This is a genomic window from Janthinobacterium sp. C22 (genome assembly GCF_057919405.1).
On record NZ_CP193659.1, the window covers coordinates 38,658 to 51,391 of the forward strand.

The following is a 12,734-nucleotide window of genomic DNA, read 5'->3' on the forward strand; positions in this document are numbered from 1 at the left end:
TCCACCTCTTTATTCCGTCGTCAAAAACCAGCACGAGTCCACTGTAGCGAACTTATGTTGTTCGGAAAACAAATTAAAAAGAGTTTGGAAAGCTGAAAAACAGATATGGGGACTACGCGCGGAGCGTCCGCATATGGGGTCAGACCCTCACGCGCGTTGGCGCCAGGCTTTGCGTCAGCTGTGTTGGGGGTCTGACCCCAGCCCTCGCCTGCTCTGCGCCAACGCTCAACCAGCGCGGCGGCGTTCGCGCAGCAAGAAACGGGCAGGATCCAGGGCGGCGGCCAATTGACTCTCCAGCGGCAACGGCTCCCCTCCAGCTGGCAAGCCAGCAGCTCGGCCGCCAGCGGTGCCCAGATCAGGCCGCGCGACGCGTAACCGAGCAGACCAAACAGGCCGGGCCAGCGCGGCACGTCGCGCAGGCGCTCGCAACGGCCCGGTATGCCGGGGTCGGGCAAGGCGCCGGCCAGCGGCAAGCGGTCCGGCGCCACGCAGCGAAAGCCCGTGCGCCCGGCCAGCGGCGCGTCGAACGGGGCGACGTCCAGGATGTCGGCGATCTTCGCGATATTTTCTTCCTGGTTCGATGGGCGCAGCTTGGCGTCCGCGTCCGCGTCGTAGCTGGCGCCCACGCAGACGACGCCCTGGTGCGCCGGCGTCATGTAGGCTTCGCGGCAGACGACGAATGGCAGCGAGGGCAAGCTGCCTGCGGCCAGGTGCGTGACCTGGCCGCGCACGGCATCGAGCGGCAGTCCGGCCGCCTGTTCAAAGGCTACGGCGCCCGTGCCGGCCGCCAGGATGACGGTGGGTGCCGCCGCGATCAGGGTACCGTCCGCATCGCGCACCAGCCATTCGCCGTCGCCACGTTCCAGGCGCAGGGCGCTGCTGGAAAAGCACCGCGTAAGCAAGGCGCCGCAGGCGTCCAGCATGGCCGCGCACACGGAAGACGGGCGCGCCCAGCCGCCCTGCTCGAACCACCAGGCGCCATCGGGCGCCGGCGCGCCCAGCATGGCGCTCGCCTCGGGCGCTTCCAGCCAGCGGGCGAATTCACGCGGATACAGGCCGCTGGCGGCGATCTGCCGCTGCACGTACGCGTGTTCCGCATCGCGCGCCAGCTGCAGCACACTGCATTGCGCACCTTCGATGGCGGTGCCGATGCCGCCCAGATCTTGCCAGTAGCGCAGCGAGTACAGGTAGGCGGCGCGCACCAGGCGCGTGGCGATATTGTCGTCCTTCGACATCAGCGGCATGAAGATGCCGGCCAGGTTGCCCGACGCTTCGCTGGCCGGCTGCGCGTGGCGTTCGATCAAGGTCACCTTCCAGCCGCGCGCGGCCAGCCGTTCGCAAGCGGCCGCGCCGGCCACGCCCGCGCCGATGACGATGGCGCGCCGCTCGGGCGCCACGGCGCTCACGGATTCTCCGCGCCGGGCATAAAACACGGCGCGCAAACGGCTCTCGTCAAATACAAAACCATGCTGTTGCAGGGCCGCGCGCTGCGCTTCCTCCAGGTGCACGGCTTGCAGGCGGGCGCCATCGGCCATCAGGCGCGCCAGCACCGGCGTGGCCGCCGGCACCCAGGCCAGGTGCACTTCATCGACACGCGCCGACAATTGCGCCAGACAGGCATCGGGCTCGCCGATCAGCACGTCGAGTGTGACGAGGCCGTCGCGCGCGACCATGCGGTGCAGGCCAGGCACGCAGGGCGGCCATTGCGTGCGCCACTCCTCGGGCAAGTGGCTGGCGTCGACGGGACGCGGCGCCAGCGCGATGTAGTGCAGGCGGCGACCGCCATGCGCGGCGCAGGCGGCGCGCAGGCGGGCGCCGTCAAAATCCGTGTCGAGCAGGACCAGCGCGCGGCGCATCAGCGCCCCGCGCGGCAAAACAGGCGGGCGCATGGTCGTTGACCATGCCGATGCCCTGCATGTAGGCGTAGATGATGGTCGAGCCGACGAACTTGAAGCCCCGCTTGAGCAAGTCTTTCGACAGTGTGTCGGACAGGGCCGTCTTGGCGGGAAACTCGCCCGGCTGCCAGCTGTTGACGATGGGCTGGCCATCGACGTATGCCCACAAAAAGCTGTCCAGGGTCTGGCCCTCCGCGCGCAGGCGCAAATAGGCTTGCGCATTCGTGATGGCGGCCGCCACCTTCAGGCGGTTGCGCACGATGCCGGGGTCCGCCAGCAGCTGCGCCACCTTGTCAGGGCCATACGCGGCGATCTTTTCCGCATCCCAGTCATCGAAAGCGGCGCGGTAGGTGTCGCGCTTGTTGAGGATGGTTTCCCAGCTCAGGCCCGCCTGCGCCCCTTCCAGGTTCAGCATCTCGAACAGCCGGCGCTCGTCGTGGCAGGGCACGCCCCACTCCGTGTCGTGATACGCAAGGTAGCGGGGATTGGCCGGATTGGCCCAGGAGCAGCGGGTAATGGTCATGGTCGTCGTCTTCATGTGCAGGCAAGTCCCAGTATAGATTATCGGCCGCGCAGGATGCGTCCCAGTTCCTGCAAGCCGTGCGCCATCTCGGCCGGGGGATGGCGGCAAAGCCCAGCAGCAGCCCGCGCGGCGTGGCGCAGGCGGCGCCGGCGTCAGGGTCGGCATAGTGGCCCAGCGGACGCAATTCGATGCCCCGCGCCAGGCCCGCGCGCGACACCGCTTCTTCATCGTGATCGCCGCGAAAATAGGCGCACAGTTCCAGGCCGCTGTCGGCCGGGCCGCACGCGAGCTGGTCGCCCAGTTCGCGCGCCAGGCCGCGCACCAGCAGATCGCGCCGTTCGGCATTGCTGTCGCGCGTGCGGCGGATATGCCGGCCGAAGTGGCCCTCGGCGATGAAGTCGGCCAGCGCCATCTGCGGCACGATGGCCGTGTGCCGGTCCATCACGGCCTTGGCCTGCACCAGCGCCTCGGCCAGCGCGGGCGGCGCCACCATGTAACCGAGGCGCAGGCCGGGAAACAGCACTTTCGACAGGGTGCCCACGTACACCACGCAGCCGGCCCGGTCCAGGCTTTGCAGCGACGCCAGCGGCGCGCCCGTGTAGCGGTATTCGCTGTCGTAATCGTCTTCCACCAGCCAGGCTTTATTGTGCGCGGCCCAGGCCAGCAGGGCCAGGCGGCGGGGCAAGCTCATGCTCACGCCCAGCGGCATCTGGTGCGATGGCGTCACGTAGGCCAGCTTCGCCTGCGGACAGTGCGCCACGCCGTAGGCCACGTCCAGCCCCTGCGCATCGACGGGGACGGGAAACACGCGCGCGCCGGCCGCGCGCAGGGCCGCTGGCGCCCCGGTAGCCGGGCGACTCCATCCAGGCAGCATCGCCGGGCGCCAGCAAAATAGTCGACAGCATGAACAGCGCCTGCTGCGAACCGGACGTGATGACGATCTGCTGTGGCGTGCACTGGACGCCGCGCGAGGCCTTCAGGTACACGCACAGCAGTTCGCGCAGCGGCAGGTAGCCGGCCGGGTCGCTGTAGCCGAACTGGTGGTCGGGGCGGCGCCAGCGCCGCGCTTCCAGGCGGTTCCACACGTCAAATGGAAAATGGTCGATGCGCGGCATGCCGACGCGGAAAGCGCGCAGCGGCCCCCGGTGGAACGCCACCTGGCGCATGGCCGCCACCACGCCCTGCCCGCGCACCGACAGGGCCCGCAGCAGGCCGGGCGTAGCGGCCGGCGGCACAGGCAGCGGCACCTCACGGCTGACAAAGGTGCCGCGTCCGACGGCGCCATCGAGATAGCCTTCGGCCGTCAGCAGCGCATACGCATTGAGCACCGTCTGGCGCGACACGGCCAGCAGGCGGCAAAAATCGCGCGTGGGCGGCAGCTGCATGCCGGGATGCATGCGGCCGTCGAGAATGGCCGCCTTGATGGCCGCATACAGCTGGCGGAACAGCGGTTCGACGGCGCCGCGCTGCAGCGGCAAGGTGGCGATGATCGGGTTCAGGTGGGAAGCTGGCATAGTGGGGTGGGGCTCATGAATTGGTAGCTTCAAGATAGCACTTATTGGCTGTTTTAAATAGCCAAGACTGGCGCTAAGATGGCGCATCCCTTCTACTCTTGCGGAGCACCCATGCATCAGTTTTTCGCCACCGTGGCCTGGCAGCGCGACGGCCAGGATTTCGCCGGCCAGCGCTACAGCCGCGGCCATGAATGGCAGTTCGACGGCGGCCTGACGGTGCCCGCCTCGTCGTCGCCCCTGTCCGTGCCGCTGCCGATGTCCGTGGCGGCAAATATCGACCCGGAAGAGGCGCTGGTGGCTGCCACGTCGAGCTGCCACATGCTGTTCTTCCTGTCGCTGGCAGCGCAGCGCGGCTACGTCATCGACGATTACCGCGACGACGCCGTCGGCGAACTGGGCAAGAATGCACAAGGCCGCCTGGCCATGACGCGCATCGTGCTGCGTCCGCGCATCGCCTTCGCGGGAACGCCGCCCTCGTCCGAGGCGCTGGCCGCCCTGCACCACGATGCGCACGAACGCTGCTACATCGCCAATTCGCTGACGGCCGACGTCGTCGTGCAAGGAGCCCACTGAATGTACACGCCCGCCACCTTCCGCGAAGAGCGCCTCGACGTGCTGCATGGCCTGATCGACAGTCACCCGCTGGGCGCGCTGGTGCGCCACGGTGCCGATGGCCTGTGCGCCGACCATCTGCCGTTCGAGATCGCCGCGCCCACGCCCGAGGCGCCGTTCGGCATCCTGCGCGCCCACGTGGCGCGCGCCAACCCGCTGTGGCGCGCGGCCGGCGGGAGCGACGACGCACTGGTGATCTTCCAGGGGCCGCACGCCTACATCACGCCCGCCTGGTATGCGGAAAAGCAGCGCAGCGGCAAGGAGGTGCCGACCTTTAACTATGCGGTGGTGCACGCGCATGGCCCCCTGCGCGCCATCGACGACGCGGCATGGCTGCTGGGACTGGTGGAGCGGCTGACGGCGCGCCATGAGGCGGATCAAGCCGCGCCGTGGAAGGTGGGCGATGCGCCGGCCGGCTACATCGACAAGCTATTGAAAGCCATCGTCGGCATCGAGATTCCCCTCACCCGCATCACGGGAAAATGGAAGCTGGGCCAGAACCGCAGCATGCAGGACCAGGCCAGCATGGCGCATGGCCTGGCGCTGGGCCATCAACCCGGCGCGGCGCAGGCGCTGGGCGCGCTGATCGCCGCCAACGTCACGTCAGCCAGCTGACGGCCGCCGAAAACGTCAGGAACGACAGCGCCGTCGAGACTAAAATGATGCGGGCGATGCGCGCCGTGTTCGCACCGAAGCGTTCCGACAGCAGCGAGACGTTGCTGGCGCTGGGCAGGCACGCCACCAGCACCATGCAGGTCAGCGCGAACGGATCGAGCGGCGCGCCGAGCGCGATGGCCGCGTGGCCGATGCCCCACACCAGCAGCGGATGCAGCAGCAGTTTTTTCAGCGCCACGGGCACATACTCTCCCAACGGCGCCGGGTCGCTCGTGCTCATCTGCGAACGGGCCAGCACGGCACCGATGGTAAACAGAGCGACCGGCGAGGCGGCGTCGGCCAGCAAGCCCACCGTCTGCATCAATGGCTTGGGCAAGGCCAACTCCAGCCATGACGACAGGGCACCGAGCACGATCGCCCACGGCATCGGGTTGCCCGCCATGCCCTTCATGGCGTTGACGACGGCGGCGCGGCTGCCATGCGCGCCGCCGCTGCCGATGCGCGACAGGGCGATGCACAGCGAACTGGTGATGAGCATGTCGACGATGATGGTGACGATGACGGGCCCCGAGGAACGGGGGCCGAGCAGGGTCAATAGCAGCGGCACACCCATGAAGCCCGTGTTCGGGAAGGCCGCCACCAGCGCGCCGAAGGCCGCATTGTTCCAGTCGATGCGGTGGCTCAGGGTCATGGCGGTGGTGACGCCCACCATGATCAGGGCGCACAGCAGGTACACGCCGAACACGCTGGCGTCGAGCAGTTGCGCGATGGGCGTGGCGGCGCCGAAACGGTACAGCATGCACGGCAGCGCGAAGTACAGGACAAAACTGTTCAAGCCGCCGATGGCGGCCAGCGGCAGCAGCGTGCGCCGCACGGCCAGGTAGCCGCACAGCACCAGGGCGAAGAAGGGAAAGGTGATGGCGAGGATGGTCAGCATGCAGCGCCATTGTAGCGCGCCGCACTGGCTGGTCGCCTGGCGCAAAAAGGCCGCTCGCGCGGCCCAAGGAGGTTTCGGAGAAAACGCCGGTCGCCGGCTATGGCTTGAGCTGCGCGCGGATCTCGCCGGCCGGATACGCGGCGCTGTGCACGTTCACGTACAGGTTGCCGGCCTGGTAGCTCGCATACTGGGGCGGCGTGAGCATGGTGCCGTCCGGCACGACAAACATGCCGGCGCTGGTCTGCATCAGGGGCACGATGACGGGGCCGTTGGCGCCAGCGGGCGCTTCATGGATATGCGCGACGGTGGCCACCATGCCCGTGTAGCGCACGACGCCGCTGACGCTGCGGTCGTGGCCGACGCGGATATTGCTGCTGCCGCTGGCCATGCTGGTATTGGCCGGCACTTCCTGCGCGCCCGTCAGGGTCACGTCATGGCCGCCCGGGTGATGCGGGCCATGGGAACAGGCGCCCAGCAGGGCGGCCAGCGCCAGCACGCTGGCGGCGCGGCGTACGTGTTGTGGCAATGTGGTCATGGCAGTACTCCTTCAACGGACATCGGGTCACGGATGGCGTCCTGCCCCGCACAACCGGGCCTGCGCCGCACTGGTGTCACGCAAAACATCTTGCTGTAGCGTGACAATAACGCCATACCGCCGTGCCCGCTTTGCTTTGCGCCAAACTTGCTGCGCGCCTGCCGTCGCGCCCTCAGGCCAGATGCCCTTCCGCCACCCAGCCCCGGTTGGCGGGCGCGGCCTTGGGCTTGGGCGCGATGCCGCTGCTTTTTTCCGCATCGAGGATGATGCTGCGCATGCTGTCGCTGGCGGCAGGCCCGGGCGCGAACGCGTAATACTCGTCATTGATGGGCAAGCCCGTCATGGCGTCGACCAGCACGGGATCGGCGGCCAGGCCCGTGTCGCGGCTGGCGATGACGAGGCTGGCGCCTTCGGGCGCGAAGTTCTCGTTGCCCCAGGCGATAAACGCCAGCAGGACGGGCTTGAAGGCGCGCCCGGACTTGGTCAGCACATAGTCGTAGCGGGGCGGCTTGGCGCAATACAGGCGGCGCGTCATCAAGCCCCCTTCCACCAGGTCGGCGAGGCGGCGCGTCAGGATGGTGGGCGCGATCTTGAGGCTTTTTTCAAATTCGTCGAAACGCGTCTTGCCATAAAACGCTTCGCGCAGGATGAGGATGCTCCACCATTCGCCCACCTTGCCCAGGCTGCGAGCGATCGGGCAAGGCAAATTATTAAAGTTGGTATGTTTCATGACCATCTCCTCACATTGATTCAACACAACAATCGAAAAGTCTTTCAGTTGCAACACGGAAACTTAGTTACTATCACTTTGCAAGCGACCTGCGCACCCCGGCAGCGGCGTGAAAATACGCAAAAACTCACACTTTCCTGTTTCAAGTACAATCATGGCTGGTTCTGCTCTCCCAATCCCGGTGCGAAAAACGGTGTCAGCCACGCCTTCCAGCGCTGCTGCCCACGCCCGTTTTTCACTCACTGCGTTCACGATGACCCCTTTGAAGCTTGCCGTACTGCCTGCCCTGTTCGCCCTGTCCCTGTGCCAGACCACCACCGCCGGTACCGTCTCTTCCGCCACGCTCCAGGCCACCTTCGTCGTCCACGAAGCGTGCACGGTCGTCTCGCAGCGCGGCGGCACCGAGGTGCGCTGCCAGCACAACACGCCCTATCTGCTGCTCCAGCAGACAACGCCGTCGGGCGCCGGCCTCGTCACCGTCACGTTCTAGAAATAAATCGTTGCCGTCACCGTGTCCTTGTAGTCGCCGGGACGCGGCGACACCTGCGCCGGCACGCGGCCGTAAATCGTCAGCGGCACGCTGGCGCCCGTGCCCGTGCCCGTCACCATGCTGGTGCCTGCCGTGCCATCGCCCCACAGCGGGCCATCGAGCGTGGCGGACAGCAGGTAGCTGACCTTGTCCGTCGTTACAATGTTTTTCATTTGCCGGTTCGCCACATTGGCCGCCACGCTGCCGCCGCTCAGGGCAATCTGGTACGCATTGTTGTTCACGCAGCGCACGGACAAGGTACTGGTGCTGCGCAAGTTGCCCGTCAGGATGGAAGCGTTCGCGAACGCCATCGGACTGGCCGCGATGGTGCAGTCGTTGACGGCCGTGGCATTCACCGTGAAACCGAAGCTGCCGCTGCTGGCCGAGCAACCCTGCAGGTTGATCAGGCCATAGGTCGTGTAGGTGTACGTGCCCACGCCGGCAAAGCTCGACGTATACACGGTATTCGCGTTGCCCACCGTCGGCACGGCGGCCAGGGCCGTGCCGGCGGGGATCTTCGCGTACACGGTAAAGGTGGTGGAATACGTGCCGGGCGGGGCCAGCAAGCCGGCCGACAGGATCATGCCGAAGGTCGATGGCGCGCCCGCCACGCCGGCGCCGCCCCAGATCTTCGCCGTGGCATACGAATTGTCCACGTACACGTTGTACTCCATGCGATTGGTGCCGTTGCCCAGCTTGCGCGGCAGGGCCGAGGTGGAATTCGTGCCCAGCCCCAGCGAGATGCACACTTGCGCGTTGGGCGTGAGCAACTGTCCCAGGTTCAGCGATGAAAACAGGCAGCTGAAGGTGCCCGTGGCCTGCGCCACGTAATCGGTGCCGGAAATCGGGCTGACGGCGCCGAAATCGATATTCGTCATGCTGACCGTGCAGGTGTCGGCCGCCTGCGCCACGCTGCCCCAGGCGCAGCCCAGCAGCAGGGTCAGCCATAGCAGCAGGCGGCGCATCAGCGGCCCGCCCCGGCGCTGGCGGCGGCTGCGCAACGCAGCGGCCCGATCACGGGCAAGCCGCCCGCCGCCGGGCGCACATAGACAAACCGCACCGTGCACGTACTGTCGCCCTCGCCGACTTGCAGCTGATTCTGCTCGCGCAGATCGTCGACGAACACCATGCCGTCAAATCCCACCACCGTCTGCTTGCCGCTTTGCAGATGCAGCACGGGCAAGCCCGTGGCCAGCGGCTTGCCATCGGCGCCTTGCACGATGATGGTGGCGGCGCTGTAGCGTTCGACGGGAAAGGCCGCCAGCACGCCGGCCAGGTGTTGCGGCACGACATTGATATTAGTCACGGGCACGCGCGCATCGACGTCGAGGTCCTCCGTGGCGATGCTGATCTGGTTATTGCCATAGGGATTCAAATTCGGCACCAGCAGATAGCCGCTCCCCCCGTCACGCCGATCTGGCGGTTTTCATGCAGCACAGGAATATTGCCCACGCCGCCAGTGGAGACCAGCGCAAAACCGTTGCCCACCTGGCGCGCCGCCTCGATATGCCCATCCATCAGCACCAGCGCGCCGGCCGCGCCCAGCGAGGAGGCATTGCCCATGCTGCTGCTTTGCGTGCGCGCAGTCACGCGGCCGTCATTGCCCAGGTATTCCACTTGCGCCTGCCGGTAGGCATTGCGGCCCACCGTGCCAGCCTGCAAGTTCCAGCCGAAGCCGCCGCCAAAGTCCGCCGCGCGCTGCGCGCTGACGCTGCGGCCGCTTTCGCCGTTTTGCCGGCTGCCGCTCGTGCTGATGGCCAGATTGTTGTCGAAGGCCATGCTCAGGCCGACATAAAAGCCCCGCTTCTCGCGTTGCCGCAAATCCTGGAACAGGCTGGCGTTCAGGAACAGGCCGTGGAACAGGGTCGCCGAATAGCCCAAGGTGGCCAGCTTCGATGGCGGCGCGCCGGGGGTGCGGTAGCCGATATAACTGCTGCTGATGCTGCTTCCCGCCGGCAAAGGCAGGCTCACGGTGACGCGGTCCGCCGCGCGCACGACAGGGCTGCCGTCGCGCGAGGCCAGGTCGCCAAACCCGGCGCTGGCGCGCACGCTTTGCACATCGACGCTGAAGCGCGGCCCCACATATTGATACCCGGCGCCCAGCTGCACACCACGGCTGCGGCCGGCGTTGGCCGACAGCGAGCCGCTGAGCACGCCCGCCTGGCCCAGCCGCACCAGCGCGCCCGCCCCCGCCTGGTACAGGCCGGCAGCCAGTTCCGCATGGCCTTCGATGGTGAAGCTGTCGCTGACGCCATGGCGGCCGGACGCGCTGGCAACCAGTTGCCGCGCGTAGCCGAACAGGCGGCGGCCATAGTCGCGCCGCACGGCGCCCGCCTCGACCGAGTAATCGCTCAAGCCGCCGGCCAGCATGCGCGTATCGACATACAGGGGCAGCACGGTCGTCACGCTGCGCCCCAGGGCATCGCGCGTGATGAGGGTAGCTTGCCCCGCGCCATTGATGCCGGCCACCTGGTTCAGCACGAACGGACCGCTGGGCACGCTGGCCGCATATTGCTGCACGCCATTGACGTACAGGCTCAGCGACGAAGGCACGAGCGCCGTGCCATCGACGGAGGCGACGGGAAACGTCAGCAGGTCGGGGCGCAGCTGGAAATTCTTGCGCCACTGCACGCCGCCCACGCGCACGGCGCGGCTCCAGCTGAGCGACGAGGAAATCAGGTCGCCCACCTGCCACGTTTGCAAGGTTTCGGGGTCGGCATGACTCCAGAAGGTGTCGAAGCGCATGTACTTGCGCTGGTCCGACCCCAGGTTCACGGTGCCGGTATTGCTGAACACGCCGCTGTCATTGAAATAGCGCAAGTCGTTGAAGATGGCGGCGCGCCGCGTGCGGCCCAGTTCCGCATAAGCTTCGTAATTGAGGACGGCACCGGGCGTGACGCGCGACGGCGGCGTCTGCGCCGCCGGGCGCGCGCTGATGCGGTACGGCGCGCGCAAATCGTCCGCCACCTGCAGCGACACGCTCTGGCGCGCCGCATCATAGTCATAGCTGAGTCCGGGAATCGCGTCGAGCGCCACGTCGGCCTGACCGGGTGCGACCAGGCGCGCGGGGTCCAGCCCCAGCTGCTGCAAGTTCGCCACACTGCTGCGCAAGCCTTTGCCCACCTGGGTAAAGCGCAAGATCAGCCCGGTTGATTCAGCATTCACAGTTACCTCCAGATACAGTTCATTCGGCGCCATCGGATCGCTGGGCAAGCTGGCAGGTCCCGGATCGGCGCCCGTCCCGGCGGCCGCTCCGTCGGCCCTGGCCACCGGAGCCATGGCCAGCAACAGCAACAGCAAGGATGCCCGTGCGCGTCTCATGGTTTAACCCGGTAGCGCCCATGCCCACGACGCGCGGCAAGCCCGCCTGCCATGGCGGCCCGTTTCAAGGTGTCGAATTCGTGGCAACGAGCGCCTTTGCGTTCACGTTGACCGCAATACTCAACGGTCCATCCAGTTCGGCCTCCCTGGCGACGGGCAGGCGCCAGACGCGCATGCGTGCCGCCAGGACATAGCCAAACAGCCCCTTGCTGATGACAAACTCCTTGCCCGCCTGGTTCGTCAACGTCATCGCCCCGATCTGCGCATGGAAATTGCCGCTGTTCTTGACACGCAACATCCACTCGCCCCGCTCGCGAAAGACTTGCCAGTCGAGTATTTCCTTGCCCGGCGCACCGGCCGGCAGCACGAACACGGGCACCGAGTAGCGCAGGCGGATATCGACGCCGCTGCGGCCCGCATCATCCTCGCGGCTGACTTCATCGATGAGCACGCGGTACGTCTTTTCCTGCGCCACGGGGCCCGCCTGGGCGCGCACGAGGCGGATGGTCTGCCGGCTGTTGGCGGCGATTTCGACGATCGGCGGACTGGCCACCAGCTCCTGCGTGGGCGCCAAGGTTTCCTCGCCATCGCGCTGCTCCCAGGCAAACACCCGCACCTGCCCGTAGATGGGCTGGTCGCCGAGGTTTTGCAGATTGATGCCCGCGGCATTCTGTGCGGCGCGCAAATTGAGCGTCACCGGCGAAATCTGCAGATTGGCGCCGTTCGCGCATGCGGCACAGCAAGCCAGCAGCGCCAGCACGCTTTTCATCAGGGAGGCGGCACGGGCCTTCACGCAGCGCCTGGCTTAAAAGTACACGGTGGCCGTGATGGTCGACTTGTAGGTATCGGGCGCCGGTGTAGCTTGCGGCGGAATATTGCCGTACACCGTGATCGGCTGCGATGAGCCGTTGCCGGTGCCGCCGACGGTATTCGTACCCTGGGTATCGCCCCACAAGGTGCTGCCGGCCGTCTGGTACAGATTGAATTGCACCGTCCCCAGGTTGCCGCCCGTGCCGCTCATGTAGCGCGTGGTGCCGGTCGAGCCGGTGCCCGAGCCGGCCGTCAAGCCCACGTTATACAGCGTGGTGTTGGTGCAGGTGACATTCACGGTCGTATTGACGTTCACGGCAGTAGCCAGTACACCCTGACTTTGGCCAAAGTCGAGATTGGCCGCCGCGATGGTGCAATTAGCGATGATCTTCAGGGTGACGTCAAAGGTGGTGCTGGCGCTGCCATTCAGATACACGGCGGCGTCGGCGCTACGCGGCAGCAGCGCCGTGGCGGCAACGGCCACGCTGGCAGCGACGATAAGGCGGGGGAAGATAACTCGCAACATGATACCTCCTGATGACGGAACATCATTAATGAGCCCGCCAATATGAGGGGCGTCGAGGATAGTCACGGTATTGCCGGCGTTTTCTCGGGCACGCAAACCAGGACGACAAAATACTTGTGCCGAGAGTCAGGAACCCGGGGACTCCGGCATTTTTTGCGGCATTGGCAAAACAGATTTTTTGGCAATC

General features: G+C 66.7%; 14 protein-coding genes and 1 pseudogene. 3 read left to right on the forward strand and 12 right to left on the reverse strand.

What is annotated here, in order from left to right:
- Positions 1–20: 20 nt before the first annotated feature.
- The 3 genes and pseudogenes from mnmC1 to pdxR form a co-directional block, all read right to left on the reverse strand.
- Complete coding sequence (gene mnmC1 / locus ACRHIG_RS00185) at positions 21–1,889, reverse strand: FAD-dependent 5-carboxymethylaminomethyl-2-thiouridine(34) oxidoreductase MnmC1 (RefSeq protein WP_489629049.1); 1,869 nt, start codon at positions 1,887–1,889, stop codon at positions 21–23.
- Positions 1,819–2,343 carry a DNA-3-methyladenine glycosylase I gene (locus ACRHIG_RS00190; protein WP_489629038.1) on the reverse strand — a complete coding sequence of 175 codons (525 nt, stop codon included), beginning with the start codon at positions 2,341–2,343 and terminating at the stop codon, positions 1,819–1,821. Before ACRHIG_RS00190 ends, mnmC1 begins: the two co-directional genes overlap by 71 nt.
- Positions 2,225–4,121: pseudogene (pdxR, locus tag ACRHIG_RS00195) on the reverse strand (MocR-like pyridoxine biosynthesis transcription factor PdxR). Before pdxR ends, ACRHIG_RS00190 begins: the two are co-directional and overlap by 119 nt.
- On the opposite strand from pdxR, the gene ACRHIG_RS00200 reads away from it, so the two are divergent.
- Entirely contained in the window at positions 4,044–4,505 is a 462-nt protein-coding gene (locus tag ACRHIG_RS00200; RefSeq protein ID WP_489629039.1) for an OsmC family protein, read from the forward strand. The pseudogene pdxR and the gene ACRHIG_RS00200 sit on opposite strands and share 78 nt — an antisense overlap.
- A complete protein-coding gene (locus ACRHIG_RS00205) occupies positions 4,506–5,159 on the forward strand; it encodes an FMN-binding negative transcriptional regulator (protein WP_489629040.1) in 654 nt (217 codons plus the stop codon).
- Here the strand turns inward: ACRHIG_RS00205 and ACRHIG_RS00210 are convergent.
- From ACRHIG_RS00210 to ACRHIG_RS00225, 4 genes are all read right to left on the reverse strand, one after another.
- Complete coding sequence (locus ACRHIG_RS00210; RefSeq protein WP_489629041.1) at positions 5,143–6,096, reverse strand: AEC family transporter; 954 nt, start codon at positions 6,094–6,096, stop codon at positions 5,143–5,145. The two genes, ACRHIG_RS00205 and ACRHIG_RS00210, sit on opposite strands and share 17 nt — an antisense overlap.
- Before the next feature lie 97 nt (positions 6,097–6,193).
- On the reverse strand, positions 6,194–6,631 hold the full coding sequence (locus ACRHIG_RS00215) for a CHRD domain-containing protein (RefSeq protein WP_489629042.1): 438 nt from the start codon (positions 6,629–6,631) through the stop codon (positions 6,194–6,196).
- Between the two features lie 172 nt (positions 6,632–6,803).
- The gene (locus ACRHIG_RS00220; RefSeq protein ID WP_010394680.1) at positions 6,804–7,361 is read right to left on the reverse strand and encodes a winged helix-turn-helix transcriptional regulator; all 558 of its coding nucleotides are present in this window, start codon (positions 7,359–7,361) and stop codon (positions 6,804–6,806) included.
- Positions 7,362–7,424: 63 nt separating this feature from the next.
- Positions 7,425–7,613: a hypothetical protein gene (locus ACRHIG_RS00225; RefSeq protein WP_489629043.1), complete on the reverse strand. Its 189-nt coding sequence runs from the start codon at positions 7,611–7,613 to the stop codon at positions 7,425–7,427.
- Position 7,614: 1 nt separating this feature from the next.
- On the opposite strand from ACRHIG_RS00225, the gene ACRHIG_RS00230 reads away from it, so the two are divergent.
- Positions 7,615–7,851 carry a hypothetical protein gene (locus tag ACRHIG_RS00230; protein ID WP_475417156.1) on the forward strand — a complete coding sequence of 79 codons (237 nt, stop codon included), beginning with the start codon at positions 7,615–7,617 and terminating at the stop codon, positions 7,849–7,851.
- Here ACRHIG_RS00230 and ACRHIG_RS00235 read toward each other — a convergent pair.
- The 5 genes from ACRHIG_RS00235 to ACRHIG_RS00255 form a co-directional block, all read right to left on the reverse strand.
- Positions 7,848–8,891, reverse strand: coding sequence for a Csu type fimbrial protein (locus tag ACRHIG_RS00235; protein ID WP_489629044.1), 1,044 nt, complete (start codon positions 8,889–8,891; stop codon positions 7,848–7,850). The genes ACRHIG_RS00230 and ACRHIG_RS00235 overlap by 4 nt on opposite strands.
- On the reverse strand, positions 8,855–9,274 hold the full coding sequence (locus ACRHIG_RS00240) for a FimD/PapC C-terminal domain-containing protein (RefSeq protein ID WP_489629045.1): 420 nt from the start codon (positions 9,272–9,274) through the stop codon (positions 8,855–8,857). The genes ACRHIG_RS00235 and ACRHIG_RS00240 overlap by 37 nt, the downstream gene beginning before the upstream one ends.
- Positions 9,262–11,211 carry a fimbria/pilus outer membrane usher protein gene (locus ACRHIG_RS00245; RefSeq protein ID WP_489629050.1) on the reverse strand — a complete coding sequence of 650 codons (1,950 nt, stop codon included), beginning with the start codon at positions 11,209–11,211 and terminating at the stop codon, positions 9,262–9,264. The genes ACRHIG_RS00240 and ACRHIG_RS00245 overlap by 13 nt, the downstream gene beginning before the upstream one ends.
- 64 nt (positions 11,212–11,275) lie before the next feature.
- On the reverse strand, positions 11,276–12,004 hold the full coding sequence (locus tag ACRHIG_RS00250; protein ID WP_489629051.1) for a fimbrial biogenesis chaperone: 729 nt from the start codon (positions 12,002–12,004) through the stop codon (positions 11,276–11,278).
- A 12-nt stretch (positions 12,005–12,016) separates the two neighbouring features.
- A complete protein-coding gene (locus tag ACRHIG_RS00255; protein ID WP_475417152.1) occupies positions 12,017–12,547 on the reverse strand; it encodes a Csu type fimbrial protein in 531 nt (176 codons plus the stop codon).
- Positions 12,548–12,734: the final 187 nt, after the last annotated feature.

Coding starts and splice junctions, on each gene's coding strand:
- ACRHIG_RS00255 (WP_475417152.1), bottom strand. CDS start 12,547: ATGTTGCGAGTTATCTTCCCCCGCCTTATCGTCGCTGCCAGCGTGGCC.
- ACRHIG_RS00220 (WP_010394680.1), bottom strand. CDS start 7,361: ATGAAACATACCAACTTTAATAATTTGCCTTGCCCGATCGCTCGCAGC.
- ACRHIG_RS00215 (WP_489629042.1), bottom strand. CDS start 6,631: ATGACCACATTGCCACAACACGTACGCCGCGCCGCCAGCGTGCTGGCG.
- ACRHIG_RS00210 (WP_489629041.1), bottom strand. CDS start 6,096: ATGCTGACCATCCTCGCCATCACCTTTCCCTTCTTCGCCCTGGTGCTG.
- ACRHIG_RS00205 (WP_489629040.1), top strand. CDS start 4,506: ATGTACACGCCCGCCACCTTCCGCGAAGAGCGCCTCGACGTGCTGCAT.
- ACRHIG_RS00245 (WP_489629050.1), bottom strand. CDS start 11,211: ATGAGACGCGCACGGGCATCCTTGCTGTTGCTGTTGCTGGCCATGGCT.
- ACRHIG_RS00200 (WP_489629039.1), top strand. CDS start 4,044: ATGCATCAGTTTTTCGCCACCGTGGCCTGGCAGCGCGACGGCCAGGAT.
- ACRHIG_RS00230 (WP_475417156.1), top strand. CDS start 7,615: ATGACCCCTTTGAAGCTTGCCGTACTGCCTGCCCTGTTCGCCCTGTCC.
- mnmC1 (WP_489629049.1), bottom strand. CDS start 1,889: ATGCGCCCGCCTGTTTTGCCGCGCGGGGCGCTGATGCGCCGCGCGCTG.